Origin of the sequence: Saccharothrix sp. BKS2, assembly GCF_047689505.1 — a bacterium.
GTDB classification, from domain to species: domain Bacteria; phylum Actinomycetota; class Actinomycetes; order Mycobacteriales; family Pseudonocardiaceae; genus Actinosynnema; species Actinosynnema lopnurensis.
In genome coordinates this window covers 366,943-393,940 of the sequence record NZ_JAUQOL010000004.1, presented here as the reverse complement: position 1 = coordinate 393,940, position 26,998 = coordinate 366,943, and the positions used below count along the sequence as shown (strand labels likewise).

Genomic DNA, 26,998 nt, shown 5'->3' with positions numbered 1-26,998 from the left:
CCACCGCACACCCCCACCCGGTCCACCGCACACCCCCGCCCGGCCTACCGCACGCCCTCCACCCGGCCGTACGTGGTGGTCCGCTGCCGAGCCGGCCGCCCGGCCAACGCCGCCGTCGCCTCCAACTGCCGCACCGTCCGCGCCGACCCGTGCTCCGACCCGGCCATGCGGCTGATGGTCTCCTCCATCAGCGTCCCGCCCAGGTCGTTCGCCCCGCCCCGCAGCACCTCCGCGGTCTCCTCGTCCCCGAGCTTCACCCACGAGCACTGGATGTTGTCCACCCGCCCGTGCAGCGCGAGCCGGGCGAACGCGTGGACCGCGCGGTTGTCCCGCCGGGAGGGGCCGGGCCGCGCCACCCCCGCCAGGTAGATGGGCGCGTTGCGGTGCACGAACGGCAGCCCCACGAACTCGGTCAGCCCACCGGTCCGGTCCTGGAGGCCGGCCAGCACCCGGAAGTGCCCGAGCCAGTGCCCGGGGTGGTCGACGTGCCCGTACATCATCGTGCTGGACGACCTGAGGCCCACCTCGTGCGCGGTGGCGACCACGTCCAGCCAGGTCGCGGCGGGCAGCTTGCCCTTGGTCAGCACCCAGCGCACGTCGTCGTCCAGGATCTCGGCGGCGGTGCCCGGGATGGAGTCCAGGCCGGCGTCGCGCAGCTCGGTCAGCCACTCCCGCACGCCCACGCCCGCCTTGGCCGCCGCGCTGACGACCTCCATCGGGCTGAACGCGTGGACGTGCATCCCCGGCAGGGCCGCCTTGATCGCCCGCACCACGTCGGCGTAGTAGGTGACGGGCAGCTTCGGGTCGATGCCGCCCTGCATGCACACCTCGGTGGCGCCCGCGTCCCACGCCTCCCGCGCCCGCTGCACGACCTCCTCCACCGAGAGCCGGAACGCGTCGGCGTCCCGCTCGCGCTGCGCGAAGGCGCAGAACCGGCAGCCGACGTAGCAGACGTTGGAGAAGTTGATGTTGCGGTTGACCACGTAGGTGACGTCGTCGCCGACCACCGAGGCGCGCAGCTCGTCGGCGAGCCGGGCCGCGGTCTCCAGGACCTCGCCCTCCGCGGTCAGCAGCGCCAGCGCCGCGTCGGTGTCCTCCAGCAGCCGGGCCGGGTCGTCCGCGGCGATCGACAGCGCCCGCTTGGCGTCCTCGGGCAGCCGCGCCACCGCGCTCCCGTCACCGCTCCCCGGCACGCGCAACGAGGCCCAGTCGCCGTAGACGCTGTCGAAGTCCCCGCGCCGGTCCGCCGCCCGCCCCTCGGTGTCGATCGCGGTGTTCAGGTCGGCCCGCCCGTAGGTGTCGAGCCCGCCGTCCGGCTCCTGCCACTCGCGGCCGACCACCGGGGCGTCGGCGTCGGCCAGCCCCCCTGGCCCGGCGAGCGCGGCGACGTGCCCGGCCAGCCGGGTGTCGATCCACTGCCCGGCGGGCGCGGTGACGTAGCGCGGGTAGACGGCCAACCGCTCGCGCAGCTCGAACCCGGCCTCGCGGGTGCGCTCGACGAGCGCCTCCACCTGCGGCCACGGTCGCTCCGGGTTGACGTGGTCGGGCGTCACCGGCGACACGCCGCCCCAGTCGTCGACACCCGCGCGCAGCATGAGCCCGAACTCCCCGCCGACCAGGTTCGGCGGCGCCTGCACGCTCGTCGACGACGGCATGACCAGCCTCGCCACCGCGATCGTGGCGGCCAGCTCGCGCAGGTCGGCGTCCGGCATCCCGCGCATCGCGGTGTCCGGCTTGGCCCGGAAGTTCTGGATGATCACCTCCTGCACGTGCCCGTACTGCCGCGCCACGCCCCGCATGGCCAGCAGCGACTCGGCGCGCTCGGTGATCGTCTCGCCGATGCCGATCAGGATGCCGGTGGTGAACGGGACGTTGACCCGGCCCGCGTCCGTGAGGACCCGCAGCCGCACCGCGGGCTCCTTGTCGGGGCTGCCGTGGTGGGGACCGCCCTTGTCCCGCCACAGCCGCTCGGCGGTGGTCTCCAGCATCATCCCCATGCTCGCCGCGACCGGTCGCAGCCGCTGGAGCTCCTCCCAGCTCAGCACGCCGGGGTTGAGGTGGGGCAGCAGCCCGGTCTCCTCCAGCACCGCGATGGCGCAGGCCCGGACGTAGTCGAGGGTGGACGAGTAGCCGCGCGCCTCCAGCCACTCCCGCGCCTGGGGCCAGCGGTCCTCGGGCCGGTCGCCCAGCGTGAACAGGGCTTCCTTGCACCCCTGCGCCGCCGCCCGCCGGGCGATGTCCAGCACCTCGTCGCGCTCCAGGAACGCGGCGGGCAGCCGGTGCGGGACGGTGGCGAACGTGCAGTAGTGGCAGCGGTCCCGGCACAGGCGCGTCAACGGGATGAACGCGTTGCGGCTGTAGGTGACCACCCCCGACCGCCCCTCGGCCAGCAGGTGGGCGTCGCGCACCCGGCCCGCGGCGTCGAACAGGGCGTCCAGGTCCCCGCCGCGGGCGTGCAGCAGCACGGCGGCCTCGGTGACGTCGAGGACCGCCCCGTCGGCGGCGCGGCGCAGCGCGCGGCGCATCGCCGCCGGGCTGGGCGTCGGTTCGGGCGGGGTGATCGAGATGTCCACGGCCACGACAACGACCTTAGGTGCCGAGAATTCCCGATCGGCCCCGGAGTGACCTCCGGCACCACCGCTCGGCACGTGAACCCGAACGGGTTCACCCCACCGAACCGACCGACCCACCCAGCGCTCACCGCACCGGACTCCGCCCCGCGACCACCAACTCGGTGTTGCGGTCGACCACCGCCCCCACCGCCGCCGGATCGGCGTGCAGGTCGTTGAACGCGAACTCCCGCGCCAGCGAGGCCAACCCGCGCGGCGACCGGTCGCCGTAGTCGGCCCGGTAGGGCGCGTCCCCCTCCACCAGGGTCGTGAACAGCGACAACGTGCCGTCGGCGTTGTCCACCAGCTCGATGACCCGCGCGTGCTGCGGGTGGTCGACGTGGGCGGCGGTGTTGATCTCCCAGAACGCGCGCTCGCCGGTGCCGTGCGGGACGATCCGGTTCTCGTGGGTGTGGCCGTTGACCCAGGCCACCACGTTGGGGAAGCGCCCGAGCAGGTCGACCAGCGCGTCACCGCCCAGGCGCGGGTCGAGCGGGCGGCGGCGGTCCGGCAGCAGGTTGTCCATGGTCCAGCTGCTGTGGTGGCTGAACAGGACGAACAGCTCGTCGGTCACGTCCTGCCGGCGCTGGAGCCCGAGGACGTCGTAGTAGCGGGAGCTGTTGCGCTTGAGGACCCGCTCCAGCCACAGGTACTGGTGCAGGCCGATGGAGCCCTCGGAGAAGCCCCCCGTGGTCGTGGTGTCGAGGCTGATGCCGGTCACGCCGGGCGCGATGCGGAAGGTGTAGAAGACGTCCACGCCGTCCGCGTTGTCCTGGGTGAACCCGTGCCCGTGCGGTCCGGGCCCGGTGTGGCGCGGGTCGAGGTGGGCCTGGACGAACTCCGCCGTGGTGAACGGCCTGCGGCGCGCGTCCGGCGTGACCCGGCGGACCACGCCGCCGCCGCCCGCCGACGACACCAGCGCGGCCAGCGCGTCGGGGATCGCCGCCGGGTCGGTGAACGCCCTGGCCACGCGGGTGGCCGTGGTCGCGTCGACGCCCACCACCTTGCGGTCGGAGGTGTAGAGGGCGTCGATGAACGGGATGCCGTCCGGGAGCGTGCCCACCACGCTGTCGTCGTGGTTGCCGAAGGTGCAGTACCAGGGGACGCGCAGCCCCGGGCTGTCGAACGGCCGGATGGCGGCGTCGAGCAGGCCGGGCACGACCGGGAAGCCCCTGGCCTTGTAGTCGTCGACCAGCGCGGAGTGCGGGTTCCAGTAGGCGGCGACGCCGGAGTCCTGCACCCCCTCGTACCGGGTCGGGTCGCCGGTGTTGGCGGTGATCCGACCGCCGTTGAGCACGGTGAGGAACCAGTCCAGCTCGACCAGCTCGTGGTTGTCGGTGTTGTCGCCGGTGGTCACCACGAGGTCGATCGGGCGCCCGGTGAACGGTCCCGCGCGCAGCTCGTCGACCTTGCGCACCAGCGCGGCGGAGGTGTGCTGGGCGAGGGTCTCGTGGGCCCGGAACGCCCCGGCGCCGAGCAGCGGGTGGGTGTACTCGAACCGCGCGGGGCTCTGGGTGTCCACCACGTGCATGTCGGTGAACTGCACGAAGCAGGCGAGCGGCACGCGCCGGTCGGCCCGCCCCGCCCCGGGCGGCGCCAGGTCGGACCGCACCACCACGGGCCACCCCGGTCCGGCCTGCAACCTGCGGTAGCCCTGGCCGCCCAGCGGCAGCGCCGCCACGTCGAGGGTCGTGCCGGTGGTGGCGGCCCAGGCGGGCCCGCCCCACAGCAGGGTCGCCCCCGCCGCGCCCGTCGCCTGCAAGAACCGCCGCCGGCTGATCCCCATCGACCGCTCCCCACGTCTCGGTTGTCATGAAAACTTCTCACGATTCCGTGGGTGGGTCACCAACCCCACGTGAAGTGCGGCCGAACGAGCGAAGACGTTCGTCGGGTGGATCGGTTCCGCGCGGGGCCCGTTCCGCACCACGCGGTCACCCGGAGGGCCGGTCGCGGACGTCAGCCGAGCCCTGCCGGCTTCCCGCTCCCCGACCCACCCGACCCGGCCTCACCCGACCCGGCGTCGTCAGCCTCCTGCGCCGGGCTCCCCGACTTCGGCTTCCCCCGCTCCGGCTTCCGCGCCGAGGACGTCCCCCCGGTACCGGGCCAGGTCAGGTCGGCCAACTTCTCCAGCAACCCGAAGATGTCCACCGCGGGCGACCTCCGACTCTCGGCAACGGCGTACGACCACGGTATCCACCGCCACACCCCACCCGACGCCGTTCCGCGAAGGTGGACCTCAGCCGTACACCACGGTCACGGGCGCGTGGTCCGACCACCGCTCCCCGTAGGTCGCCGCCCGCTCCACCACCGCCGACGCCGCCCGAGCCGCCAGCCCCTCCGTCGCCACCTGGTAGTCGATCCGCCAGCCCGAGTCGTTGTCGAACGCCTTGCCCCGGTAGGACCACCACGTGTACGGCCCCACCGCGTCCGGGTGCAGGGACCGCACCACGTCCACGTACCGGGCCTCGTCGAACACCCGGCCCAGCCAGGCCCGCTCCTCGGGCAGGAACCCGGCCGACTTCTGGTTGGTCTTCCACGACTTCAGGTCCTCGGGCCGGTGCGCGATGTTCCAGTCCCCGCACACCAGCACCTCCCGCCCACCGGCGGCGGCCTTGTCCCGCAGCTCCACCAGGTACGGCAGGAACGCGGCCATGAACCGCTCCTTCTCGTCCTGCCGGGGCGTGCCGACGTCACCGCTGGGCAGGTAGAGCGACGCCACCACGACGTCCGGCAGCTCGACCTCCACGTACCGCCCGGAGTGCTCGAACTCCGGCGCCCCGAACCCGATCCGGACCGCCTCGGGCGCCACCCGGGTCAGCACCGCGACCCCGTTGCGCCCCTTCACCTCGGAGTGCGCGTGCGCCACGTGCCACCCCTCGGGCGCCCGGTCCTCCTCGGCCAGCTGCCCCGGCTCGGCGCGCACCTCCTGGAGGCACACCACGTCCGCCGACGTGGCCGCGAGCCACTCGCGGTAGCCCTTCTTGGCGGCCGCGCGCAGCCCGTTGACGTTGACGGTCGAGACAGTCAGCACGTCCCGCAGCCTAGCCACGCTCCGCGACCGCCCACCCGCGCGGGTGGGCGGTCCCGCACGCCGCCCACGACCTCACGAGCAGTCGCTGTCCCTGGTCGGCACGACGAACTCCTCCTTCGCCCACCGCCCCTCGGACAGCATCCGGAACCCGTTCTCCACCCGCCGCTCGGCCGCCACCACGAAGTCGCGGCGCATGGTCGACACGATCGGCTGCGTGTCGGCGGGCCCCGACCGCACGTTGAGGATGTCGGCGACCACGGTCACCCGGCACTCCCCCGTGCCCGCCCCCTCCGCGCCCAGCTTCTCGCCGCCGTTGGCGACGTACATCAACCCGGCCGCGGCCAGCACGCCGAGCACGACCATCCCCCGCACGGGAACACCCAACATCACGCCTCCAGGCACCTCATCTGAAGTGCAGATATAGCGCCGGGAGGGCCCGAAGGACGGCCGGCGGGCCAAATCCACCCCGGAGGCGAACCGACCAGGTGACACCGCCGACCGACGATCACAGGAGAGACAGCCGCGGCAGCGGCGATCCCGGCAGACCGGCCACGCGCGGCCGGTCCACCCGCCGCGAAGCCCGAGGGCCCGGCCGCGCGAACGCGACCGGGCCCTCGGGAGCCGGAAAAACCGCGGAAGAGCTCAGCCGGCCATCTTCTTCTGGAGGTTCTCGTCCAGGGTGCCGAGGAAGTCCTCGGTGGTCAGCCACTCCTGGTCCGGCCCGACGAGCAGGGCCAGGTCCTTCGTCATCCGGCCGCTCTCGACGGTGGAGATGATGACCTGCTCCAGGGTCTCCGCGAAGCCGGTGACCTCGGGGGTGCCGTCCAGCTTGCCGCGGTGCTTCAGGCCACCCGTCCACGCGTAGATCGACGCGATCGGGTTGGTGGAGGTCGGCTTGCCGGCCTGGTGCTGGCGGTAGTGCCGGGTCACCGTGCCGTGGGCCGCCTCGGCCTCGACGGTCTTGCCGTCCGGCGTCATCAGCACCGACGTCATCAGGCCGAGCGAGCCGAAGCCCTGCGCGACCGTGTCGGACTGCACGTCGCCGTCGTAGTTCTTGCACGCCCAGACGTAGCCGCCCTCCCACTTCATGGCCGCGGCGACCATGTCGTCGATCAGGCGGTGCTCGTAGGTCAGGCCCTTGGCGTCGAACTCGGCCTTGAACTCCTCCTCGAACACCCGCTGGAAGATGTCCTTGAAGGCGCCGTCGTACGCCTTGAGGATGGTGTTCTTGGTGGACATGTACACCGGGTAGTCGCGCTGCAACCCGTAGGAGAACGAGGCGCGCGCGAAGTCCTCGATGGACTTGTTGAAGTTGTACATGCCCAGCGCCACGCCGCCGTCGGGGCCGTAGTTGGCCACCACGTGCTGGATCGGCTCGCCGCCGTCCTCGGGCGTGAAGGTGATGGTCAGCTGACCGGCGCCGGGGACCTTGAAGTTCTGCGCCTTGTACTGGTCGCCGTGGGCGTGGCGGCCGATGATGATCGGCTTGGTCCAGCCCGGCACGAGCCGCGGGATGTTGTTGATGATGATCGGCTCGCGGAACACCACGCCGCCGAGGATGTTGCGGATCGTGCCGTTCGGCGAGACCCACATCTTCTTCAGGCCGAACTCCTCGACCCGCGCCTCGTCCGGGGTGATGGTGGCGCACTTCACACCCACGCCGTGCTGCTTGATGGCGTTCGCGGCGTCGACGGTGACCTGGTCCTCGGTCGCGTCCCGGTGCTCGATGCCCAGGTCGTAGTACTCGAGGTTGACGTCCAGGTACGGGTGGATCAGCTTGTCCTTGATGAACTGCCAGATGATTCGGGTCATCTCGTCGCCGTCGAGTTCGACGACGGTCCCCTGAACCTTGATCTTGCCCATACTCCGGGCGCTCCTCTCGCAACAGTGCAAGCAAGACAAGCGTACTGCTATGTCGGGCTGCTTGCGTCCACCTGGGGCCGAAAAGGGAACGGCGTCACACCTCCGGGCCGGGTGGCCGGTGTGGTTCCGGTGCCAATACAACCAGCCCGGCGGCCGGGCCGCGCCCCGGGGCGACACTCGAACACGCGTTCGTCGATCAGCGGCGCGCCGGGCGTCCGGGCCGCTAACCTCGACCCGGTCGAGTGATCAAGTGTCGAGTGATCAAGTCGCGTGATCGAGGGGGCAGCCTTGTCGATGGGTCCGACCCATGCCATGAGTGGTCTGCTGGCCTGGGCGGCGGTGACCGCGCTCGCCGACGAGCACCCCGTCGGGCAGCTCACCCCGCAGAGCTGGGCGGTCGGCGCGGTGCTGGCCACCGGCGCCGCCCTGCTGCCCGACCTCGACCACCCGTCGTCGACCATCTCGCGGACGTTCGGGCCGATCAGCCAGGCCGCGTCGGTCCTGATCAACACCACCAGCGCGTTCGTCTACCGCACCACGCGCACCCGCAAGGACTCCAAGCGCGACGGCGGCCACCGCGGCCTCACCCACACCCTGGTGTTCGCCTTCGTCGCCGCCGTGTTCACCACGGCGGTGGTGCAGCAGTCGCAGAAGTGGGCGCTGCCCGCGCTGATGTTCGTGTTCGCCGGCCTGGCCGTGCGCGGCATCATGAACGACTGGTGCCCGAAGAAGGACGCCCTGCTCATCACGGGCGTGTCGGCCGGCATCACGGTCCTCTGCCTGGCGTGGACCGCGCAGACCCCGGCCAGCGCGGCGGCGTGCGGGCTGGCCGTCGGCATCGGGTGCGTGGCGCACTTCCTGGGCGACGCGATCACCGAGCAGGGCTGCCCGATCCTGTGGCCGATCCCGCTCGGCGGCAAGACGTGGTTCCCGGTCGCGCCGCCGAAGGTCATGCGGATGCAGACCGGCGGCAAGGTCGAGCTGGCCGTGGTCGCCCCGGTGATCACCGGCCTGAGCATCTGGCTGTCGGCCGCGGCGCTCCAGCGGATCGGCGCGCTGCCGTTCCTGGACTCCTTCGACCTGCTCCCGGGGTGAGCGGGGCCGGGCGGACGGGTCCCCGGGGGTGCTCGGAAAAGGTCCGGACAACGGCCATTCGGCGGCTACCACCACGTCACCCGATCGGAGTAGCCTCCTCGCGCCCCGTCCCGCGTTGACCCGCGTCGAGGAGACCCTGTGCCCGAATACCAGTGCGACAACGTTGTCCAGGTCGCCGGATGACCACCTGGCTCGGCCTGGACGCCGGTCACGGCGACCCGGCCACGGCGGACGCCGTGGCGGTGTCGCTGTACGAGACGCTGCTGTTCCACGCGCACGTGGTGTGCGTGCACGCGGTGGAGGACCACCACGCGCTGTCGTTCCGGCTGGCCGAGCAGCCGTCGGAGAACACGCTCTCGACGCTGATCGAGCGCGGCTACGGGGTCGCCGTGCACAACGGTGACCTGCAACGCCTGGCGGGTCCGACCGGGCTGACGCGCGGCGCCCTGCGGGCCGCCCTGGCCCACCGCGACCGGCGGGAGGGCCGGGCGCTGCGGTTCCCGGGCCAGCGCACGCTGCGCGGTCGCTACGGGGTGTCGGACATCATCGCGTTCAGCGCGATCGAGGAGGTCCTGCCGCACGGCATCAAGAGCGTCGACGCCCGCGGCGACCTCCAGCCGTTCTTCGCCAACGGCCGGCTGGTGCTCCAGGCCCGGTGACGGGGGTCGACCGGCCCGCCGTCAGCCCGGGTGGGCGCCCGCGGTGTCCTCGAAGGCCATCCAGCAGTCGTTGCCGCACACGTCGAAAGTCGCCGTGGGCGCACGGTGCGACACCCCGGGTGACCCGGCAACTCGAACCCGGCCGACTTGAACCTGACCGGCTCGACCCCGGCCCGGCCGGCTCGAACACCGGCCGGCTCGAACACCGGCGGCTCGGACCCCGCGGACCAGGCCGGACTCGAACCGGCGTACTCCCTCCCGGAGGAGGGCGCGTCAACCACTGCGCTACCTGGTCCCGAGCCGGGCCGGAGTCGAACCGGCGTACTCCCTCCGAGCAGGAGGGCGCGACGACCACTGCGCTACCGGGCTCAAGGCGACAACCCTAACCATTCGGACCGCTTTTCAGACAGTGCCGCTAAGGTCTGCCGCGTGCGCGGGGTCGACTACTACGAGCTCCTCGGTATCGGTCGCAACGCGTCCGAAGCGGAGATCAGGTCCGCCTACCGCTCCCTGGCCAAGGTCATGCACCCGGACGCGGGCGGGTCCTCCGGCACCTTCCGGATGCTGCAAGAGGCATATGACACCCTGCGTGACCCGGCCCGCAGGCGCGACTACGACCGCGGCTGGACCCACACCCGGCCGGGCGCCCGACCGACCTCGCCGACCCGGCCGCCGCGCTCGGCGCGGACCGGGCGGGCGCGCAACCTCGGCGACGACCCCGACTTCGTACCTCCGAAGCCCGTGGTGGACCTCGGCGGCATCGCGTGGTGGCACCTGGTCGACGTGGGGCAGCGCGTGCGGTACGCGCCGATCGCGGGTCCCGGGCACGCGCCCGCGCTGGCCGCCGTGTGCGGCTGGGTCCTCCTGCTGCTGCCGGTGGTCGTGGTCGACTTCTCGCCGCTGGCGCTGGGCGCGTGGCTGCTCGTGGTGGCCGCCGCGGCGACCGCGGTGTTCCGGCTGGCCCGGCGGTACCTGCGGGCGGTGCGCGAGGACCAGGCGTTCGCGCGCGAGCACGACACCGCCGTGGTGCACGGGACCACCGACGACCGGGTCTGCGAGCGCCTCACCGCCGACCTGCTCAACCGCTACCTGACCCGCCTGCCGGGCGCCCGCGTCTTCCACGGCCTGGCGTGGCCGGGGTCGGTGTTCGCCGACGTCGACCACGCCGTGCTGTGCGGGCGGCGGCTGGTGCTGATCGAGTCGAAGTCGTGGCTGCCCGGCCACTACGAGGCCGAGGACGACGGCGCGTTGTGGCGCAACGGCCACCCGTTCCGGGGCGGTGGCACGCGGTTGCCGCGCAGCCTGGCGGTGTACCGGAAGCTGCTGCCGTGGCTGGACATCCGCTGCGCCCTGCTGGTGCACCCGAGCCGGGCGGGCGCGGTGACCGCGGAGCAGCCGGCGGACGCCGTCGTCCCGCCGATGACGCCCGCCCAGTTCGTCGAGGAGATCGGCGACTGGCTGGCCGAGGACCCGGCCGCGGTGGACCGGGAGGCGTTGCGCCTGCTCCTCGACCAGGTCGTGCCGATCACCCGCGCCTAGCGGGCCCTCAGTAGACGCCCATCTCCCACAGCGAGTAGCCGTAGGGCGTGGCGCGCTGGAACGCGTACAGCTTCACGTACCGGGCGGTGGCGCGGACCGCCACCTCGTCGGTGCCGCCGTCGGCCGCGTAGTCCTCGTGGACCGTGGTCCACGTGGTGCCGTCGAGGGAGGTCTGGAGCTGGTACTGGCGCGCGTGCGCGGCCTCCCAGTCGAGCCTGATCCGGCTGATCGCCCGCGCCGAGCCGAGGTCGACCCACAGCGAGTGCTGGTCGGTGTGGGCGCTGCTCCAGCGCGTGGCGGGGTTGCCGTCGACCGCGTGGGCGGCCGGGTGCGCGGCGCTCTCGGTGGCCGTCGAGTGCGCGGGACGGCCCAGGGCCAGGTTGGCGCCCGGGTTCGGGGCGAGTTGGCCCTGGTTGACCACGCGGGGTGAGGCGTAGGTGGCGCGGACGGCGCTGTCGGGGTTGAGCGCCTTGTCGTCGAAGAACTCGGGCCAGGCCATGAAGTAGGTCCAGTCGGGCTGGGACGCGAGCTCCTGCGGCGACGGCACCCGGCCGACCTCGGCCAGGGCCAGCGGCTTGCCGTTCGCGATGGTCTTGAGGGTGTCGTAGTAGGTGGTGGAGGGCCAGAAGTCGTTCCACGCGTCGAGCGACACGACGTCCACGTAGTTCGCGCCGGGGTAGTAGTCGGCGATGCGGGCGGGGTCGAGGTCCTTGACGTTCCAGACCCAGGCCATGCCGGTCAGCCCGCGCGTGCGGACCAGGTGGTCGTAGGTGATCTGGTAGAGCTTGCGGCTGCCGTTCGCGCCCGGCCGGCCGCCCCACCACGCCCACGGGTCGTTCATCTCGTGCAGCGGCCGGAACAGCGGTTGCACGCCCGCGCCCAGCAGCTGCCGCAGGAACGGCACGGACTCGTCGAGGCGGGCCTTCCAGGCGTTGTTGAGCGCCGTGCCGCCGGTGACCAGCTGCGTCCACTGGGCGTCGGTGAGCCGGTCCCGCACGCCCGCGTCCCAGCCGCAGCTGACGCCGCGCGTGGGCGGGCAGACGTGCCAGGTCAGGGTGACCAGGGAGCCGTTGCGCCACTCGGTCTCGGCCTGGTCGACCATGCGCCGGCGGTTGTTGACGTCGTCCTGCGCGAACAGGAGGTCGCCGCCCCACAGGCCGGGGTAGACGCCGGTGATCGCGTGCACCTTGGCGGTGTGGCGGGCGGGGTCGGAGTTGGGCTCCTTGTTGTGCATACCGGTCACCGTGCGGGTGCCGCTGATGCGCTTCAGGTAGTCCACGACGGGAACGGGCGGTGGTGCCGCCGAAACCGGCGGCGTGATCGTGACCAGCAGCAGGAGTGCCAGCAACAGGGCTGTGCGCACTGCTTCCTACCTTCCTCGAGGTGGCGGCCTTCGGAGGAACGGCGACGGTCTTCGGACCGTAGCGATTAACCGGTTAAGCGGTCAACCGTTCGGCCCATGTCCTTTTGCCTCCCGGACCGTTAGGTTTCGGCGGACCGGCGGGCGTGAGGAGCGGGATGAAGATCGACGTCTTCAACGAGATCCAGGACCCGCGCCCGTGGCGGGACGGCCACCAGGGCGCGCGGTTCGCCGAGGCCCTGGAGCAGGCGCGCCTGGCCGACGCCCTCGGCTACGGCTGCTGGTGGCAGGTCGAGCACCACGGCGCCGAGGAGTTCAGCCTGTCGTCCGCGCCGGAGCTGCTGCTGGCCGCGATCTCGCAGCACACGTCCCGGATGCGCCTGGGCCACGCCGCGGTCCTCGCCCCGGCCCGCTTCAACCACCCGATCCGGGTGGCCGAGCGGGCCGCGACCCTCGACCACCTCAGCGGCGGGCGGCTGGAGCTCGGGCTGACCAGGTCCACCGCCCCGGAGTGGCGCCTGTTCAACATCGACCCCGACGACGTGCGGCGGCAGGCGCAGCAGGCGTTCGAGATGATCCCCCGGATGTGGACGTCGGAGCGCTTCTCGCACTCCAGCGAGGACTTCGAGATCAACGACGTCCCCATCGTGCCGAAGCCGCTCCAACAGCCCCACCCGCCGCTGTGGCAGGCCGCCGCCAACCCCGCGTCGTTCGAGGAGGCGGGCCGCCGCGGCGTCGGTGTGCTGGGCACGACCATCTGGGAGTCGGTCGAGCGGGTGCGCCGGATGGTCGACCTCTACCGCTCGGCCGCCGCCGCGTGCACCTCGCCGGTCGGCGCCCGCGTCAACGACCAGGTCGCCTTCTTCACCTTCGTGCACTGCGCCGAGACCGACGAGCAGGCGGTCCGCAACGGCGCCGTGGCCGCCGCGGCCTGGTACACCGTCAAGGCGCTGACGTTCTTCGAGGCGGCCGACGCGTTCGCGGAGAACATGCGCCACCAGGAGGAGCTGCTGAACTCCCCCGAAGGCGGCGGCCTGACCGGGGACTTCCTGCGTTCGGAAGCCGCCGCCGGTGTCGGGCCGACGCAGGCGCAACTGGTCATCGGCCGGGTGCTGCGGGGCGAGGACGTGACGCCGGAGGAGATCTTCGAGGCGCTGAACGAGCAGGACTCGCTGATCGTCGGCAGCCCGGAGACGTGCCGGAAGAAGATGAAGGTCTACGCGGATCTCGGCATCGATCGCCTGATGACCTTCCACCAGGTCGGCGGGCTGAAGCACGAGGACGTCATGCAGAGCCTGCGGCTGGTCGGCGACCTGATCCCCGAGTTCGACCGGTGAGCGGGAGCGACTGCGCCGCCCTGGCATGTCGCTTGACCAGCACAGTGCCTGATGTATGACCAGTGCGGTGACCACGAACGTTCGCCGGGTTGGGGATACGCCGGAAAGATCCGCGATGCCGGTTCGTGGTGATCTCATTCTCGGTGGTGACGTAGTCGCCGCTGAGAATGAGGACGGGCGATGGCCGAGCCGGTCAGAGCACGTCGAGATCCCCGCGCCGTCGATCGCACAGCTGGTTGCGGCGGACACGGACACCGTGCGGAACGTGATCCATGACTTCAACGCCCGCAGCCCGGCGGCGCTGGGCCCCAACTGGATGGGAAGCCGTCCCCGCCGCACCAGCCCCGACGACATCGCGTTCATCGTGGCGACGGCCAGGACCCTCCCCCCTGGGGCTGGCCTGCCCTCCACCCGGTGGAGCCTGCGCACACTCGCCGCCCACCTGCACCGCAACCCTCAACGCCGCGAACGAGCATGCACCCGCAGCCTGCCACCAACGCTGGGGCCGACCACTAGTAGCCTGACCGACCCGGCAAACGTTCCTGGTCATCGCACTAGCGGGCATCGCGCCCTTCGAGGAGGCGTGCTGCCTCAGCAGGGTCCATGAGGTTGGAGTACGCCTGCTCACCGGGGCGAAGCGGTCGATCCGGCATGGCGAACTCGGAATACCAGCCGTCCCGGTCACAGCCGGGCACGAGGTTGAGGACCACGGCCACCATGCCGTCCGGTACGGAGCCGGTGATTCGCAGAGCTACATACGTACCGCGCTCTTCCGAGCCCTGGACGAGTACACCGAGTTCCGCCCCTGCCACTTCGCCAGCGTGCTCGTGCCCATCCAACAATGAATCGCACACCAGCCGATGAACGGTGTCGCGCAACGCGCGCAGGAGGCGAATGCCGGCTTCGGCGCGATACCGGTCGTAATCATCCTCCACCGGAAGCCACTGGTCACAGCACGTCTGCGATTTCAGGGGCGGGCTGTGCTCAGCGTTGTACCGAGCACGTGCGGCTACGGCCGCGGTGGCGAGCGCCTCGTAGAAGTCATCTCGACTACCGTCTTCCCGCACGCCGGCCGCTACGAGCCAACTCGGTTCCCCCGACTCGACAACGGCTCCTCGCCACCGCTGGACCTTGACCTTGAACATGATCACGTCATCCACCGACCTGATCCGCTCACGAGGTCCTGCCGGCACGGCGAACTGATCGTTGGCCTTCCGGATCAACGGGTGGTCGATCTCATCCAGCGGGTCGTCGACCGACGGCAGTGTAATACCCAAATCGTTACGCAGGCATCGCAGGGTGGGACGAACGGTCATCAGCTTTCGCGAACTCCACCGAGTTCATCGATGCGCTCACGGGACATGCCCGTCAGAACGGCTACCTGACTGGCTTCCGTACCGTCGATCATCTGCATCGTACGGCGCAGGGCAGCACTGATCTCCTCTCGGCGAGCACCCAGGTACTCACGAACAGCCGCGGAGAGGAGATCTTTCTGCGACATGTGCAGCGCAGTGGCCGCATGGGCGATCAAAGCGTGCGTTTCCTGGTCGACTTTGACCGGAGCAGACTGGACAGCCATGCGACACCTCCTGGTACCCCCGGGTACCAGGGTACCCGGGGGTACCAGGAGGTGTCAAAATGACCGGGTACCGTGACCAGCGATCAGTACCGACCTCCATCATGCCCCGCATGGGGTGCCCGGCTCAGACCCCGAAGCCGACGAACTGCTGGCCAACGACATGTTCGCCCTACTGGCCGGCATGTCGCTCGACCAGCAGGTTCCCATGGAGCGTCTCCCTCGGAGCAGGCGAAAAGCAGGAGCACGGCAGCCCCGCGTTCGGTACACCCCGGGTGAGAATCCGAAAGTTCCTCGACACCGTCGTCGCCGCCCTGCTGGTCACCGGCCTGGCTTCCGCCACCGCCTCCTACTATTCCTCCGGGGCACAGTCGGGCTACCCGACCTCCACCTGCCACATCTACCGCACCAACCACCCCTGGTTCGTCCACGGCTCCGCCAACTTCACCCCGGTCGGCGACGTCTAGGGCGTCCTGTACGCCGGCAACAGCTGGTTCGTCTGCCAGCGCCGCTTCCCGCTCCGCATTGACCACGGCTCCGTCACCAACGACTGGTCCGCCTACACCCCGAGCGACAACGGCTACTGGGGCTGGGTCAGCGCCACGCACTTCTCCGCAGGCGGCAACCGGCAGCCCGTGCCGAGGTTCGTCGGGCGCCCCTCGGGATTTGGGGAGACCAGCGGCTACCCCGGCGACCGCCCGCGCCCCGGCAACCTCCAGCTGCCCGGCCCCGACGGCGGCAACGTGTCCACGGCCTGATCGCGGCCGGTTAGAGTCCCGGCGTGCAGCTGCCGGGACTCTCCGACCTCACCCCGCTGGGCCAGGGCGGCTTCGCCACCGTCTACCGCGCCCGCCAGGTGCAGCTGAACCGCGAGGTGGCGGTCAAGATCGACAACCGGGTGCTGCGGACCGAGCGCGACCGCCGGCGCTTCCTGCGCGAGGCCCACGCCGCCGCCCGCCTCTCCGGTCACCCGCACGTGGTCTCGGTGCACGACGCCGCCTTCACCCCCGACGGCACCCCCTACCTGGTCATGGAGCTGTGCGCCGGTGGCTCGTTGGCCGATCTGGTGAAGCGTGAGGGGCCTCAAGCACCGGAACGGGTGCGGCGGCTCGGCACCCAGCTCGCGGACGCCCTGGCGGTCGCCCACGCGGAAGGCGTGCTGCACCGCGACATCAAGCCCGGCAACATCCTGCTCGACCGGTACGGCACCGCGAAGCTCGCGGACTTCGGCCTGGCCGCCCTGCTGGACGCCGAGGGCTCCAGCACCGTCACCCGCGACTCGCTGAGCCCCAGCTACGCCCCGCCCGAGGCGTTCGCGATGGCCCACCCGACGCCCGCCGCGGACGTGTACTCGCTCGCCGCCACCCTGTACGACCTGCTCGCGGGCAAGCCGCCGCGGCCGGTGCCGTGGCCCATCGAGTCGTTCGACCACCTCGGGGAGGTGCTGCGCTCCCCCGTGCCGCCGGTGCCGGGTGTGCCACGCGACCTGCACGAGGCGCTGGTGCGGGCGCTGGAACCCGACACCGCGCACCGGACGCCCAGCGCCGCCCGCCTGCGGCAGGAACTCAGCGGGCAGGCCGCGTCGCACACGCCGCCGTACGCCGGCCCGAACACACCCCAGGCCGGGCCGAACACACCCCAGGCCGGTCCGCGCACGCCGCGTGGCATCCCGAGCGGGCCGCCACACCCGCGAAGCGGGCCGCCACAGGCCCCGCAGTACATCGCGCCGGCGTTCCCGACCTCACCCCCGCCGACCACCCGGCAACCCTGGCCGCTCGTCCTCGGCGCGGCGGCGCTGGCCGCTGCGGTCGCGCTCGGCACGTGGTGGTGGACGACCAGGGACACCGGCGGAACCGCCGCGAGCAGCACCACCGACGTCACACCGGCCGCCGCCGACCCGCCGCCCCCGTTCCTCACCGGGTGCGACACGGGCTTCTGCGTCGCCGAACCCACCTGCTACCACGGCATCAACAACTTCGGCGGCCAACCCGCCACCGCCCGCCGCGCCGCCGACTGCTCGGTCGAGCACTTCTGGGAGGCGTTCGCGGGCGGCTGGCTGTCCGGGTCGGTGCCCGCGGTGACCAGCGACAACCTGGCGCGGGCGCCCGAGGTCGCGAACGTGTGCACGCCCGCGGCGATGAAGGCCAACACCCGGCCGACCGTGGACACCTCCGCCTGGGAGATCACCGCGGTGGGCTTCACCGAGGGCGACCGCTCCTACTTCCACTGCCTGGCCGCCAAACCCGGGGCCGGTCAGGTGACCACGAGCGCCTTCGGCCCCTGAGCAACTCGACCGGCACCGCACTACGACATCCGTCAAAGTTCGACGAACCTCGTACCATGGCCGCATGGCGAGCCCGATCCCCCACCCCGGCCGCGAGGAGATCCGCATCGAGGCGGTGCTCCACGCGCTGGCCGACCCGGTGCGGCTGCGCATCGTGCGGTCGCTGGCCGAGCACGAGGAGGGCATCTCCTGCGGCGCCCTCGACCTGGGGATCACGGCGTCCACCCTCACGCACCACGTCCGCACGCTGCGGGAGGCCGGCGTGGTGCGGGTCCGGCCGCGCGGCACCTCGCGGATCAGCTCGCTTCGGCGCGAGGACCTCGACGCGCTCTACCCCGGCCTGCTGAACGGGGTGCTGGCCGCGCGGCGATGAGGGCCTCTCACCCGAACGAGCGATAAACCACTTGCCCCGCTTCCTAGGGTTGACAGACGTGCGCGCCTACGCCCTTCTAGCGCTGGCCGGATTCCGCAGGTACTCCACCTACCGACAGGCGATGTTCGCCGGCATGGCGACCAACGTCGTCTTCGGCATGCTCAGGCTGGCCGTGCTGGCGGCGGCGGTCTCCTCGGGCCCGATCGCCGGCTACGACCTCGCCGCCGCCTCCACCTACACCTGGCTGGGCCAGGGCCTGATGGCGTTCGTCGTGCTGGGGGGCGACGGGCAGCTCTCCGAGCGCATCCGCACCGGTGACGTCGTGGTCGACCTCTACCGGCCCTGGCACCTCCAGCCGGCCCTGTTCGCCGAGGACGTCGGCCGGGGCGCCTACGCGCTGGTGGTGCGGTTCGCCCCGCCGGTCGCGTTCGGCGCCCTGCTCTTCCCCTTCCGCTGGCCCGAGCCCGCCGTGGTCCCCGCGTTCGCGGTCAGCCTGGTGCTGGCCCTGACCACCAGCTTCGGCCTGCGGTTCCTGCTCAACGCCACCACGTTCTGGCTGCTGGACAACCGCGGCCTGCACGGCCTCTACACGCTGAGCACCTGGCTGCTGTGCGGCCTGGCCGTGCCGCTGGCGTTCTTCCCGGACTGGGCTCGCACCGCGCTGTGGTTCACGCCCTTCCCGGCCGTGCTCCAGGCCCCGATCGACGTCTTCCTGTCCGCCGCTCCACTGTGGACCACGCTGGCGCACCAGGCGTTCTGGGCGGTCACCGTGATGGCGGCGGGCCACCTGGTGCTGCAACGCGCCGTGCGCCGGGTGGTGGTGCAGGGTGGCTGAGCGCGTCTACCCGAGGCTGATCGCCGCGCGGCTGCGCGGCCAGGCGTCCTACCGGGCCTCGTTCGCCCTCCTGTGCGTCGCCTCGGCGCTGAGCCAGTTGGTGGAGCTGGCGGTCATCCTGGTCCTGTTCAACCGGGTCGACGCGCTGGGCGGGTTCTCCGTCGACGAGGTCGTCCTGGTGTACGCGCTGGCCGGTGTCGCGTTCGGCCTCGCCGACCTGGTCGCGGGCCAGCTGGACGAGCTGCCCACCCACCTCCGCACCGGCACGTTCGACGTCCTGCTGCTGCGCCCGCTGAGCACGCTGGCCCAGGTCATGGCCTCCGACCTGCACCTGCGGAAGATCGGCCGCACCCTGGCGAGCGCGGTCGTGCTGGTCTACGCGCTGGTCCACAACGACATCGCGTGGTCGCCGCTCACCGCGCCGCTCGTCCTGGTCGCGCCGATCAGCGGCGCGGTCATCTTCTCCGCCGTCTGGGTGATCGCCGGCTCGATCTGCTTCTGGCTGATCGACGGCCAGGAGCTGGCCAACTCCGTGACCTACGGCAGCAGCGCGTTCACCTCCTACCCCGCCACCGTCTACGGCCCGTGGCTGCGGCGCTTCTTCGCGTTCGTCGTACCCGGCGCGTTCGTCGCCTACTACCCCGCGCTGGCCCTGCTCGACCGACCGGACCCGCTCGGCGGCCCCGCGCTGCTCGGCTGGGCGTCACCGCTGGTGGCGGCGGTCACCGCGGTCGTGGCGGGCCTGGTGTGGCGGTTCGCCGTCCGGCACTACCGAGGGACTGGATCATGATCGAGGTGCGGGACCTGCGCCGCGAGTTCACGCTCACCACCAGGACCGGCCGGTTCCGGCGGGAGAAGCGCGTGGTGCGCGCGGTCGACGCGGTGAGCTTCGACGTCGCCGCGGGCGAGGCGGTCGGCTACGTCGGCCCCAACGGGGCGGGCAAGTCGACCACCATCAAGGTGCTCACCGGCATCCTGGTGCCGACCTCCGGGCACGTCCTGGTGTCCGGTGTGGACCCGTCGCGGTCGCGCCGCGAGCTGGCCCGGCGCCTCGGCGTGGTGTTCGGCCAGCGCAGCCAGCTCTGGTGGGACCTGCCCCTGCGGGACAGCTTCGACCTGCTGCGGGCCGTCTACCGGGTGCCGGGGCCCGACCACGCGCGGCGGCTGCGGGAGTGCGCGGACCTGCTCGACCTCGACCCGTTCCTGGACACCCCGGTCCGCCAGCTGTCCCTCGGCCAGCGGATGCGCGGCGAGGTCACCGCCGCCCTGCTGCACGGCCCCGAGCTGCTGGTGCTGGACGAGCCGACGATCGGGCTCGACCTGGAGTCCAAGGAGCGCCTGCGCGAGTTCCTGGCCGAGCTCAACACCCGGCGCGGCACCACCCTGCTGCTCACCACGCACGACCTGGACGACATCGAGCGGCTGTGCCCGCGGCTGGTCGTCATCGACCGGGGCACCGTGCTGGCCGACGGGCCGCTGGCGGCGCTGCGCGCCGAGGTGGCACCCGAACGGGTGCTCGTGGTGGACCTGGAGCGGCCGGTGGCCGAGCTGACCGGGCTGCCGGGCGTGACCTCGACCAGGGCCGAGCTGAACGGGATGCGCCACCACCTGGTGTTCCGCCGGGCGGAGACCACCGCGGCGGCGCTCATCGCGGCCGTCGCGGCGCGCACCGAGGTGCACGACATCTCCGTGGAGGAGCCGGAGATCGACGACGTGGTGCGGCGCTTGTACGCGCGCCGGTAGAGGGGGTCTCGCCCACATCGGTAGAGTCGGGCGAAACGGTCACCGCCCAATACGGTCACCGCCGAAGAACGGGAGCCACTCATGCGCGCAGGTCGTCCGATCGCCACCCTCGTGCTGGCGCTGGGCCTCGCCGGCGCGGTCTCCGGGTGCGAAGCCGTGCAGAGCGCACAGGACACGGCCAACCAGGTCGGCCAGGCCGCCGACAAGGCGCAGCTGTGCATCGACGCCCTCAAGCTGGCCGGCTTCACCCCCGACGCGACCGACCCGCAGAAGGCGCTGGAGGAGACCCAGCAGAAGGCCCAGGAGCTGAACGACCTCGCCGCCAAGGCGGGCGACGCCACGCTCAAGGACGCCATCGACGGCGTGGCGGGCACCATGAACCAGGTGACCCTGGAGGACCTGAGCCCCGCGAACATCGCCACCTGGTCGCAGCAGAAGCTGGACCAGGTGGCGAAGCTGTCCACCGCCTGCGCCTGAGCGGAAGAACCACCCTGTCGGTACCTTCGGAACAGTCCTACGCTGTGACGCACCGGAGGTGTTGCAGATGTACGCGACCGTAGGTGACCGGTTGCACGTCCACAGCCGCGCGGTGGGCCTCGACGAGACGATCGGCGAGATCCTGGAAGTGCGCGGGTCCCGGGGTGCGCCGCCGTACCTGATCCGCTTCTCCGACGGGCACGAAGGGCTGGTCTACCCCGGCCCGGAGAGCCTGGTGGAGCCGCGGGTCCCCGAATCGCCCAGGCTCGAGGACGCGACCCCGGCGCGGTAGGCGGCGCCGGGGCGGCACGGCGGGGGCACGTCCCCCGCCGTGCGAACCCGCCCGCGCCCGGGGCCCGCTGTCCGAAGTGGACCCGACGGCCCCGCCGCGGTGGCCCCGCCCGGCGCTCCTCCCCGAAGGCACGCGCCCGATCGGCTGAATTCAGGGCCCGCGCGCTGTCGCTCGTTCGAGTGGAGTTCGGGTTGGGCCGGCCGGGGTTCACCCACTACCCGGGAACGCTCCCAGCCCGTCCTGGGACCAGGCGCCCCCGACGCCGCCCGCGACCCGGCCTAGCCGAGGATGGTGGCCACCAGCTCGTCGGCCAGCTCGGGCGACGCGGCGGCGATGCCCGACCACCGGCGGGTCAGGTCCAGGTCGAAGGTCAGCGGCCGGCCGTGCAGGTCCAGCAGCACACCGCCGGCCGCGGGCACCGTCACCAGGGCCGCGATCAGGTCCATCAGCCGGTGGGTGTCCGAGCCGGGGTCGGCGAACGCGTCCACGGCGCCCTCCGCGACCAGCATGGTCTCCAGGCACGTCGTGCACAGCACGCGGACCCGGTCGGCCTGGTTCGACACCCGCAGCCAGGCTTCCTCGGTGCCGCGCTTGGGGCGCAGCAGGCACACGTTCGCGCCCTTGAGCGCCTTGCGGCCGGTGGTGCGGAACGGCGTGGGCTCGCCCGCCCTGGCGTGCCAGGCGCGGCCGGTGTCGAACCACACCGTCAGCGCCTCCACCGGCTGGTCGTCCACCACGAGGGCGCCCGCGAAGCACGACAGCGGCACGCCCGTGGCGGCGTTGGCGGACCCGTCCACCGGGTCGATCACCAGGGTGACGGCGGAGCCGTGGTCGAGGAACCCGGCCTCCTCGGACAGCAGGTTCGCGCCCGCGCCCTTCGCCGCCTCCGCGATGGCGGCCTCCACGATCGCGTCCACGCGCATGGTCGGCGTCCCGTCCGCGCCGTCGGCGATCTCCTCGCGCAGCTGCGCGCGGGTGAACTCCCCGCGGGCGCCGCCGTAGGCGCGGGCGGCGGCGCGGGCGGTCGCGGCGAGCGCCGGGTGGACGTCGGCGGGCAGGTCGGGCGCGGGGACGGGCCAGGTGTTCATGCCCTCAACATGCCACGGGAGGGCCACCCGCGGGTGGCCCTCCCGTGTGGCGCCGCTCCTAGATGAGGCCCAGGGCCTGCACCGCGTCGCGCTCCTCGACCAGCTCGGCCACGGAGGCGTCGATGCGGCCGCGGGAGAAGTCGTCGAGCTCCAAGCCTTGCACGATCGAGTACTTGCCGTCCTTCACCGTCACCGGGAAGGAGGAGATCAGGCCCTCCGGCACGCCGTAGGAGCCGTCGGACGGCACGGCCATCGACACCCAGTCACCCTCGGCGGTGCCGTTCACCCAGTCGTAGACGTGGTCGATCGCCGCGTTGGCCGCCGACGCCGCCGAGGACGCGCCGCGCGCCTCGATGATCGCCGCGCCGCGCTTGGCGACGGTCGGGATGAAGTCGTTCTCCAGCCACTGCTGGTCGTCCACGGCCTCGGCGGCGACCCGGCCGTTGACCTCGGTGCGGAACAGGTCGGGGTACTGGGTGGCCGAGTGGTTGCCCCAGATCGTCATCTTCTTGATCTCGGTCACCGACACGCCGAGCTTCTTGGCCAGCTGCGACAGGGCGCGGTTGTGGTCGAGGCGGGTCATCGCGGTGAACCGCTCGGCCGGCACGTCGGGCGCGTGGCGCTGGGCGATCAGGGCGTTGGTGTTGGCCGGGTTGCCGACCACCAGCACGCGCACGTCGTCCGCCGCGCCGGCGTTGATCGCCTCGCCCTGCGGCTTGAAGATGCCGCCGTTGGCCTCCAGCAGGTCGCCGCGCTCCATGCCCTTCGTGCGCGGGCGGGCGCCGACGAGCAGCGCCACGTTCACCCCGTCGAAGGCGGTCTTGGCGTCGTCGGTGATGTCGATGCCGGACAGCAGCGGGAACGCGCAGTCGTCCAGCTCCATCGCGGTGCCCTCGGCGGCCTTGACGGCCTGGGGGATCTCCAGCAGGCGCAGGCGCACCGGTACGTCGGCGCCCAGCAGCTGGCCGGAGGCGATGCGGAACAGCAGTGCGTAGCCGATCTGGCCGGCCGCACCGGTGACGGTCACGTTCACGGGCGTGCGGGTCATGAGCCTTCCCGGATGTCGTGGCTTGGAGTCCTCGGGCATGACCACTAGGCAGGCTGACCTGTCAGCGGCGGTCTCTACACCGGGACCGCGGCGCCGGGCGGGTTGCCCGGCAGGTCGGAGGTTACCAACTGGCGAACGATGACAAGGTGTGACAGTGGACATCATCGGCGAGGACTACTCGGACGCGGTCCTGTACGGGCAGCGGTGGGAGGGCCGGGCGTTCGTCCGGTGCGATTTCACCGAGGCGGACATGCGGGGCCTGGTGACCTCCGGCTGCACCTTCACCGAGTGCACGTTCGACCGCACCGACCTGGGCGAGTCGTCGCACCGGGCCTCGGCGTTCCGCTCGTGCCGGTTCCGGCGGACCGTGCTGGCGTCGGCGGCGTTCGCCTCGTGCACGTGGCTGGGCTCGGTGTTCGTCGACTGCGGGCTGCGGCCGATCACCCTGGAGGAGACGGATCTCACCCTGGCCGGCCTGACCGGCGCCGTGCTGCGCAAGGTCTCGCTGCGCGGCCTGCGGTTGCGCGAGGCCAACCTGGAGGACGCCGACCTGCGCGAGGCGGACCTGCGCGACGCCGACCTGACCGGCGCGCGCCTGCGGAACTGCCGCTTGGAGGGCGCCGACCTGCGCGGGGCGCGCCTGGACGCCGACGGACTGGTCCAGGCTTCGCTGCGCGGTGCGCGGGTGGACGTGGACACGGCCCTGGCCTTCGCCGCCGCCCACGGCCTCCAGCTGACCTGACGCGAACGTTGAACTCACCCGTCCTGAACGTACGACACGGTGGTCCCGAACGTACGACTCGCGCGCGTGTCGAACACCCGCGCCCCGCGAGTCGTACGTTCAGGCCTCGCGAGTCGTACGTTCAGGACCCCCGAGTTGAGCGTTCGGGTCAGTGGAGGGGGGCCTCCTGGTTGGCCACCTCGACCAGGACGCCGTCGGCCACCATCTCGTCGACCGTCTTGGGCAGGAGGTAGGCGGTGCCGCCACCCGGCTGCTCGAACCACGGCACGGCCACGCCGGTCAGCACCTCGACCGGGCGGCGCAGCCGGTACACCCGGTACGGGCGGTTCACCCACGACGGCACGAGCGAGCGCTGCGGGAACGGGGTGCCGGCCGCGTAGACCAGGTTGCCCGAGCCGTCGCCGAAGCGGTCGACCTCGACGCCCGCGGGCAGCTCGACCATCTTCTTCTGCCGGAACAGGGTGAGCGGCGGTTCGCCGTTCATCGGGCTGATCGGCCACGAGCGCGTCGGCTTGGCCTCCGCCTGCGGGGCGGAGGGCTGGACCGGCGGCTCGACCGGCGGGCGCGGACCGGGCGGCCCGGGACGACGCGGCGGCTCCTCCCGGAACCCGTTGTTCATCGGTGGGCGCGGGCGCTGCTGGGGCGGCATCGGTGGCGGCGGGGGCAGCGGGTTCGGTCGCGGGGCGCGGCGGTGGGTGAGGACCAGCTTGCCGACCAGGTAGGCGGCGGCGTCCTCGACGCGGTCGAAGCGGACCGGGTTGGTGGGGCCGTGGTCGAACCACGACACCTCCCAGTCCTGGCCCTCGGTGCGCAGCAGCCACGTGCGGTCGGTGGGCTCGCCGCCGAACCGGTAGGCGGCCGGGGGCACGTCCAGCTCGTCCAGCGCGCGCCGGATGCCGGCGAGCTCCCGCTCCTCCTCCGGCGTGACCTGGCGGGGCTCGAGCACCACCGGGGGCGGGGGCGGCGGGGTGGGCGCGGCCTCGCGGAACGGCTGGGCGGGGGCGGCCTCGGTGAAGCGGTCGGGCACCGGCACGGCGAACTGGTCCGGCGCCTGGGGCGCGAACTGGTCCGACGCCTGAGCACCGAACTGGCCCGGCGCCTGAGCACCGAACTGATCCGGCGTCGGCACGGCGAACTGGTCCGACACCTGGGCGGTGAACTGGTCCGACACCTGAGTACTGAACTGATCCGACGCCGGGGTGGCGAACTGGTCCGGTGCCTGCGTGGTGAAGCGCTCCGGGTCCTGGGCGGTGAACTGGTCCCCGTGGTCCCGGTCCGCGAACCGGTCGGGCGCCTGTGCCGCGAAGCGGTCCGGCTCCTGCGCGGCGAACTGGTCCGGCTGGTCCCGGTCCGCGAACGGCGGCGCCTGCTCCATGAACCGGGTCGGCTCCTGCGCGGCGAAGCGGTCCGGCTCGTCGTCGAAGCGGTCCCGGCCCTGGTCGGCGAACCGGTCCGGCTCCTGCGCCGCCGCCGCGAAGTGGTCCCGGTCGGCGAACCGGTCGGGCTCCTCGGCGGCGAACCGGCCCGGGTCCTGGTCCGCGTGCGGAACGGGCGCGGCCTCGGCGAACCGGTCGGCGGGCTCCTCGGCGCGGTCCTCGAAGTCGTGCTGGTCGCGGTGGTCGTCCGGGCCCTCGGCGGGCGAGGCGCCCGGCGCGTCGAAGGGCTCGTCGTCGTGCTCGGCGCGGCCCTGGTCGTACAGCTCCTGGTCGACCTCGAACTCGGCGGTCACCTCGTCGGGCGCCGGGGCGGGCACCTCGACGACCGGCTCGGGCTCCTCGCGGCCGGTCTCCTCGCGCACGGGGTCCTCGGCCGGCACCGCCTCGACCTCGGCGGTCTCCTCGGTCGGCGCGGGCTCCGGCTCCTCCTCCGAGAACGGGCTCCACGCCTGCGTGTCACCGGCATCCCGCTCGTACGCGGCGGGCGCGAACAGGTCCATGCCGTCCACGTAGGACTCGCGCCGGTACCGGTCGTCGATGACCGGGCCGTCCTCCTCGAACCGCACCCGGTACGGCGGGCCCTCCTGCTCGTACTCGCCCGACCCCGCCTCCGGCTTGCCGCCGGTCGGGTTCGCCGTCCCCCCGACGTCGCCCCGCCCGCCCGGCTCGTCCAGCAGCTCCGGCAGCGCCGCCGCCACCGTCGCGCCCACCTCCACCGGGGGTTCGGCGGCCGGCTCCGGCGGCTCGGCCACCGGCAGCGCGGTGCCCTGCGGCGCGGCCGGCGCGCCCAGGTTGGCCGCGGCGGCGACGCGCGCCTCCTCGGTCACCTCCGGCAGCACGAAGTCCTGCGCCTTGGCCCGCTCCACCAGCTCCGGCTCCGGCGGCACGCCGTAGGCCCGCAGGTAGTGGCCGACCGCCGCGGGCCAGATCCACTGCCCGTCGGTCTGGAACGCCACCGGCACCACCTGCGGCGCGTCCGGGTTCAGCACGTCCGCGTCGAACCCGCGCCCCACCACCGCGACCGGCGCCCGGTCCAGGTAGCTCAGCAGCAGGTCGCGGTCCTCGTCCGCCACCGGCGGGCGGTTCACCGACGGCCGGCCGCCGGGACCCGCGCCGTCGAACACGCGGGCCGTGCGGAACGCGCGCGCCGGCGGCGCCTGCTGGAGCCTGCGGCGCAGCCAGTCGGGCACGTTGTCGTCCGTGCGCGGGAAGAACCGCATCTCGTCCACGTACGCCTGCGGCGGCGGCGCGGTCTGCCACGAGGGCTCGTTGCGGTCGAAGTCCAGGTTGTAGCTGGACGGGTGGTCGAGCTGGTAGCGGGCGTTGGACCAGCTGCCGCGACCCTCCCGGTACATGCCCGCGCGCAGCCGCGCGAACAGGTTGCCCACCTCCTGGGGCGGGGACCACGCGCGCAGGTTGCCGTCGGTCGACCGGACCTCGGCGGTCAACTCCGAGTACCGACCGGTGGCGCGGTACTCCGCCGTCACGTGGCGCCACTCCTCGGGAGCGGCCCGCATCAGCGTGAGGCCGATCTGCTTGACCAGCGCATCCTGCTCGGTCGGGTTCAGCGGCTTCAGCTCGGACACGTGCACCATCTTCCCCCGCGACCCA

At 72.4% G+C, this 26,998-nt stretch carries 26 protein-coding genes and 2 tRNA genes; 15 read left to right on the top strand and 13 right to left on the bottom strand.

All coding sequences use genetic code 11. From position 1 onward, the window contains the following. Positions 1-44: 44 nt before the first annotated feature. The 5 genes from Q5530_RS10455 to Q5530_RS10435 all read right to left on the bottom strand — a co-directional run bounded on the left by Q5530_RS10455 (position 45) and on the right by Q5530_RS10435 (position 7,503). Positions 45-2,579, bottom strand: coding sequence for a bifunctional FO biosynthesis protein CofGH (locus Q5530_RS10455; RefSeq protein ID WP_415361964.1), 2,535 nt, complete (start codon positions 2,577-2,579; stop codon positions 45-47). A gap of 118 nt (positions 2,580-2,697) precedes the next feature. Then, complete coding sequence (locus Q5530_RS10450) at positions 2,698-4,395, bottom strand: TIGR03767 family metallophosphoesterase (protein WP_415361963.1); 1,698 nt, start codon at positions 4,393-4,395, stop codon at positions 2,698-2,700. A gap of 450 nt (positions 4,396-4,845) precedes the next feature. After that, on the bottom strand, positions 4,846-5,640 hold the full coding sequence (locus Q5530_RS10445; protein ID WP_415361962.1) for an exodeoxyribonuclease III: 795 nt from the start codon (positions 5,638-5,640) through the stop codon (positions 4,846-4,848). A 72-nt stretch (positions 5,641-5,712) separates the two neighbouring features. Continuing rightward, complete coding sequence (locus Q5530_RS10440; RefSeq protein WP_380634822.1) at positions 5,713-6,027, bottom strand: SH3 domain-containing protein; 315 nt, start codon at positions 6,025-6,027, stop codon at positions 5,713-5,715. A gap of 255 nt (positions 6,028-6,282) precedes the next feature. Further along, complete coding sequence (locus Q5530_RS10435) at positions 6,283-7,503, bottom strand: NADP-dependent isocitrate dehydrogenase (RefSeq protein ID WP_380634824.1); 1,221 nt, start codon at positions 7,501-7,503, stop codon at positions 6,283-6,285. Between the two features lie 294 nt (positions 7,504-7,797). Between Q5530_RS10435 and Q5530_RS10430 the strand changes: the two genes are divergently transcribed. Together Q5530_RS10430 and Q5530_RS10425 are read left to right on the top strand one after the other, a co-directional pair. After that, the gene (locus Q5530_RS10430; protein ID WP_415361961.1) at positions 7,798-8,598 is read left to right on the top strand and encodes a metal-dependent hydrolase; all 801 of its coding nucleotides are present in this window, start codon (positions 7,798-7,800) and stop codon (positions 8,596-8,598) included. A gap of 179 nt (positions 8,599-8,777) precedes the next feature. Beyond that, positions 8,778-9,257: a hypothetical protein gene (locus tag Q5530_RS10425; RefSeq protein WP_415361960.1), complete on the top strand. Its 480-nt coding sequence runs from the start codon at positions 8,778-8,780 to the stop codon at positions 9,255-9,257. Between the two features lie 223 nt (positions 9,258-9,480). On the opposite strand, the gene Q5530_RS10420 is transcribed toward Q5530_RS10425, so the two are convergent. Together Q5530_RS10420 and Q5530_RS10415 are read right to left on the bottom strand one after the other, a co-directional pair. Next, a tRNA-OTHER gene (locus Q5530_RS10420) sits at positions 9,481-9,553 on the bottom strand. Beyond that, a tRNA-Ser gene (locus tag Q5530_RS10415) sits at positions 9,554-9,627 on the bottom strand. Positions 9,628-9,686: 59 nt separating this feature from the next. On the opposite strand from Q5530_RS10415, the gene Q5530_RS10410 reads away from it, so the two are divergent. After that, on the top strand, positions 9,687-10,796 hold the full coding sequence (locus tag Q5530_RS10410) for a J domain-containing protein (RefSeq protein ID WP_380634830.1): 1,110 nt from the start codon (positions 9,687-9,689) through the stop codon (positions 10,794-10,796). Positions 10,797-10,803: 7 nt separating this feature from the next. Here the strand turns inward: Q5530_RS10410 and Q5530_RS10405 are convergent, their stop codons facing one another. Further along, positions 10,804-12,159 carry a glycosyl hydrolase gene (locus Q5530_RS10405; protein WP_415361959.1) on the bottom strand — a complete coding sequence of 452 codons (1,356 nt, stop codon included), beginning with the start codon at positions 12,157-12,159 and terminating at the stop codon, positions 10,804-10,806. A gap of 155 nt (positions 12,160-12,314) precedes the next feature. Here Q5530_RS10405 and Q5530_RS10400 point away from each other — a divergent pair, with 155 nt between their 5' ends. Beyond that, positions 12,315-13,493, top strand: a complete 1,179-nt coding sequence (locus Q5530_RS10400) for an LLM class flavin-dependent oxidoreductase (protein ID WP_415361958.1) — start codon at positions 12,315-12,317, stop codon at positions 13,491-13,493. A gap of 55 nt (positions 13,494-13,548) precedes the next feature. Beyond that, positions 13,549-14,100, top strand: a complete 552-nt coding sequence (locus Q5530_RS10395; RefSeq protein WP_415361957.1) for a helix-turn-helix domain-containing protein — start codon at positions 13,549-13,551, stop codon at positions 14,098-14,100. Here the strand turns inward: Q5530_RS10395 and Q5530_RS10390 are convergent. Continuing rightward, positions 14,048-14,809 (bottom strand): hypothetical protein, encoded by a 762-nt coding sequence (locus Q5530_RS10390; RefSeq protein WP_415361956.1) that lies wholly within the window; start codon positions 14,807-14,809, stop codon positions 14,048-14,050. The genes Q5530_RS10395 and Q5530_RS10390 overlap by 53 nt on opposite strands. Continuing rightward, positions 14,809-15,072: a hypothetical protein gene (locus tag Q5530_RS10385; RefSeq protein WP_415361955.1), complete on the bottom strand. Its 264-nt coding sequence runs from the start codon at positions 15,070-15,072 to the stop codon at positions 14,809-14,811. The genes Q5530_RS10390 and Q5530_RS10385 overlap by 1 nt, the downstream gene beginning before the upstream one ends. Before the next feature lie 272 nt (positions 15,073-15,344). Here Q5530_RS10385 and Q5530_RS10380 point away from each other — a divergent pair, with 272 nt between their 5' ends. The 9 genes from Q5530_RS10380 (at position 15,345) to Q5530_RS10340 (ending at position 21,073) form a co-directional block, all read left to right on the top strand. Next, entirely contained in the window at positions 15,345-15,536 is a 192-nt protein-coding gene (locus tag Q5530_RS10380; RefSeq protein WP_415361954.1) for a hypothetical protein, read from the top strand. A 168-nt stretch (positions 15,537-15,704) separates the two neighbouring features. Further along, positions 15,705-15,827 carry a hypothetical protein gene (locus Q5530_RS10375; protein WP_415361953.1) on the top strand — a complete coding sequence of 41 codons (123 nt, stop codon included), beginning with the start codon at positions 15,705-15,707 and terminating at the stop codon, positions 15,825-15,827. A 23-nt stretch (positions 15,828-15,850) separates the two neighbouring features. Then, on the top strand, positions 15,851-17,353 hold the full coding sequence (locus Q5530_RS10370; RefSeq protein ID WP_415361952.1) for a protein kinase domain-containing protein: 1,503 nt from the start codon (positions 15,851-15,853) through the stop codon (positions 17,351-17,353). 64 nt (positions 17,354-17,417) lie between these two features. After that, positions 17,418-17,726 carry an ArsR/SmtB family transcription factor gene (locus Q5530_RS10365; RefSeq protein ID WP_415361951.1) on the top strand — a complete coding sequence of 103 codons (309 nt, stop codon included), beginning with the start codon at positions 17,418-17,420 and terminating at the stop codon, positions 17,724-17,726. A gap of 58 nt (positions 17,727-17,784) precedes the next feature. Beyond that, positions 17,785-18,561, top strand: coding sequence for an ABC transporter permease (locus tag Q5530_RS10360; protein ID WP_415361950.1), 777 nt, complete (start codon positions 17,785-17,787; stop codon positions 18,559-18,561). Then, the gene (locus Q5530_RS10355) at positions 18,554-19,351 is read left to right on the top strand and encodes an ABC transporter permease (RefSeq protein WP_380634843.1); all 798 of its coding nucleotides are present in this window, start codon (positions 18,554-18,556) and stop codon (positions 19,349-19,351) included. Before Q5530_RS10360 ends, Q5530_RS10355 begins: the two co-directional genes overlap by 8 nt. After that, the gene (locus tag Q5530_RS10350) at positions 19,348-20,304 is read left to right on the top strand and encodes an ABC transporter ATP-binding protein (protein WP_415361949.1); all 957 of its coding nucleotides are present in this window, start codon (positions 19,348-19,350) and stop codon (positions 20,302-20,304) included. The genes Q5530_RS10355 and Q5530_RS10350 overlap by 4 nt, the downstream gene beginning before the upstream one ends. 81 nt (positions 20,305-20,385) lie before the next feature. Continuing rightward, positions 20,386-20,781 carry a bacteriophage spanin2 family protein gene (locus Q5530_RS10345; RefSeq protein WP_380634847.1) on the top strand — a complete coding sequence of 132 codons (396 nt, stop codon included), beginning with the start codon at positions 20,386-20,388 and terminating at the stop codon, positions 20,779-20,781. A 67-nt stretch (positions 20,782-20,848) separates the two neighbouring features. Then, entirely contained in the window at positions 20,849-21,073 is a 225-nt protein-coding gene (locus tag Q5530_RS10340) for a DUF1918 domain-containing protein (RefSeq protein WP_380634848.1), read from the top strand. 278 nt (positions 21,074-21,351) lie between these two features. On the opposite strand, the gene Q5530_RS10335 is transcribed toward Q5530_RS10340, so the two are convergent. After that, positions 21,352-22,161: an inositol monophosphatase family protein gene (locus Q5530_RS10335; protein ID WP_415361948.1), complete on the bottom strand. Its 810-nt coding sequence runs from the start codon at positions 22,159-22,161 to the stop codon at positions 21,352-21,354. Positions 22,162-22,219: 58 nt separating this feature from the next. Beyond that, positions 22,220-23,209 (bottom strand): malate dehydrogenase, encoded by a 990-nt coding sequence (locus Q5530_RS10330; protein WP_415361947.1) that lies wholly within the window; start codon positions 23,207-23,209, stop codon positions 22,220-22,222. Between the two features lie 154 nt (positions 23,210-23,363). Between Q5530_RS10330 and Q5530_RS10325 the strand changes: the two genes are divergently transcribed. Next, the gene (locus Q5530_RS10325; RefSeq protein ID WP_415361946.1) at positions 23,364-23,951 is read left to right on the top strand and encodes a pentapeptide repeat-containing protein; all 588 of its coding nucleotides are present in this window, start codon (positions 23,364-23,366) and stop codon (positions 23,949-23,951) included. Positions 23,952-24,099: 148 nt separating this feature from the next. Here the strand turns inward: Q5530_RS10325 and Q5530_RS10320 are convergent, their stop codons facing one another. Beyond that, entirely contained in the window at positions 24,100-26,973 is a 2,874-nt protein-coding gene (locus Q5530_RS10320) for a glycohydrolase toxin TNT-related protein (protein WP_415361945.1), read from the bottom strand. Positions 26,974-26,998 lie beyond the last annotated feature (25 nt).

What these genes read in the sequence shown, in the direction of transcription:
- Q5530_RS10400 (WP_415361958.1), top strand. Translation starts at nt 12,315, where the DNA reads ATGAAGATCGACGTCTTCAACGAGATCCAGGACCCGCGCCCGTGGCGG.
- Q5530_RS10365 (WP_415361951.1), top strand. Translation starts at nt 17,418, where the DNA reads ATGGCGAGCCCGATCCCCCACCCCGGCCGCGAGGAGATCCGCATCGAG.
- Q5530_RS10390 (WP_415361956.1), bottom strand. Translation starts at nt 14,809, where the DNA reads ATGACCGTTCGTCCCACCCTGCGATGCCTGCGTAACGATTTGGGTATT.
- Q5530_RS10345 (WP_380634847.1), top strand. Translation starts at nt 20,386, where the DNA reads ATGCGCGCAGGTCGTCCGATCGCCACCCTCGTGCTGGCGCTGGGCCTC.
- Q5530_RS10350 (WP_415361949.1), top strand. Translation starts at nt 19,348, where the DNA reads ATGATCGAGGTGCGGGACCTGCGCCGCGAGTTCACGCTCACCACCAGG.
- Q5530_RS10435 (WP_380634824.1), bottom strand. Translation starts at nt 7,503, where the DNA reads ATGGGCAAGATCAAGGTTCAGGGGACCGTCGTCGAACTCGACGGCGAC.
- Q5530_RS10335 (WP_415361948.1), bottom strand. Translation starts at nt 22,161, where the DNA reads ATGAACACCTGGCCCGTCCCCGCGCCCGACCTGCCCGCCGACGTCCAC.
- Q5530_RS10340 (WP_380634848.1), top strand. Translation starts at nt 20,849, where the DNA reads ATGTACGCGACCGTAGGTGACCGGTTGCACGTCCACAGCCGCGCGGTG.
- Q5530_RS10330 (WP_415361947.1), bottom strand. Translation starts at nt 23,209, where the DNA reads ATGACCCGCACGCCCGTGAACGTGACCGTCACCGGTGCGGCCGGCCAG.
- Q5530_RS10385 (WP_415361955.1), bottom strand. Translation starts at nt 15,072, where the DNA reads ATGGCTGTCCAGTCTGCTCCGGTCAAAGTCGACCAGGAAACGCACGCT.
- Q5530_RS10395 (WP_415361957.1), top strand. Translation starts at nt 13,549, where the DNA reads ATGACCAGTGCGGTGACCACGAACGTTCGCCGGGTTGGGGATACGCCG.
- Q5530_RS10450 (WP_415361963.1), bottom strand. Translation starts at nt 4,395, where the DNA reads ATGGGGATCAGCCGGCGGCGGTTCTTGCAGGCGACGGGCGCGGCGGGG.
- Q5530_RS10425 (WP_415361960.1), top strand. Translation starts at nt 8,778, where the DNA reads ATGACCACCTGGCTCGGCCTGGACGCCGGTCACGGCGACCCGGCCACG.
- Q5530_RS10440 (WP_380634822.1), bottom strand. Translation starts at nt 6,027, where the DNA reads ATGTTGGGTGTTCCCGTGCGGGGGATGGTCGTGCTCGGCGTGCTGGCC.
- Q5530_RS10430 (WP_415361961.1), top strand. Translation starts at nt 7,798, where the DNA reads ATGGGTCCGACCCATGCCATGAGTGGTCTGCTGGCCTGGGCGGCGGTG.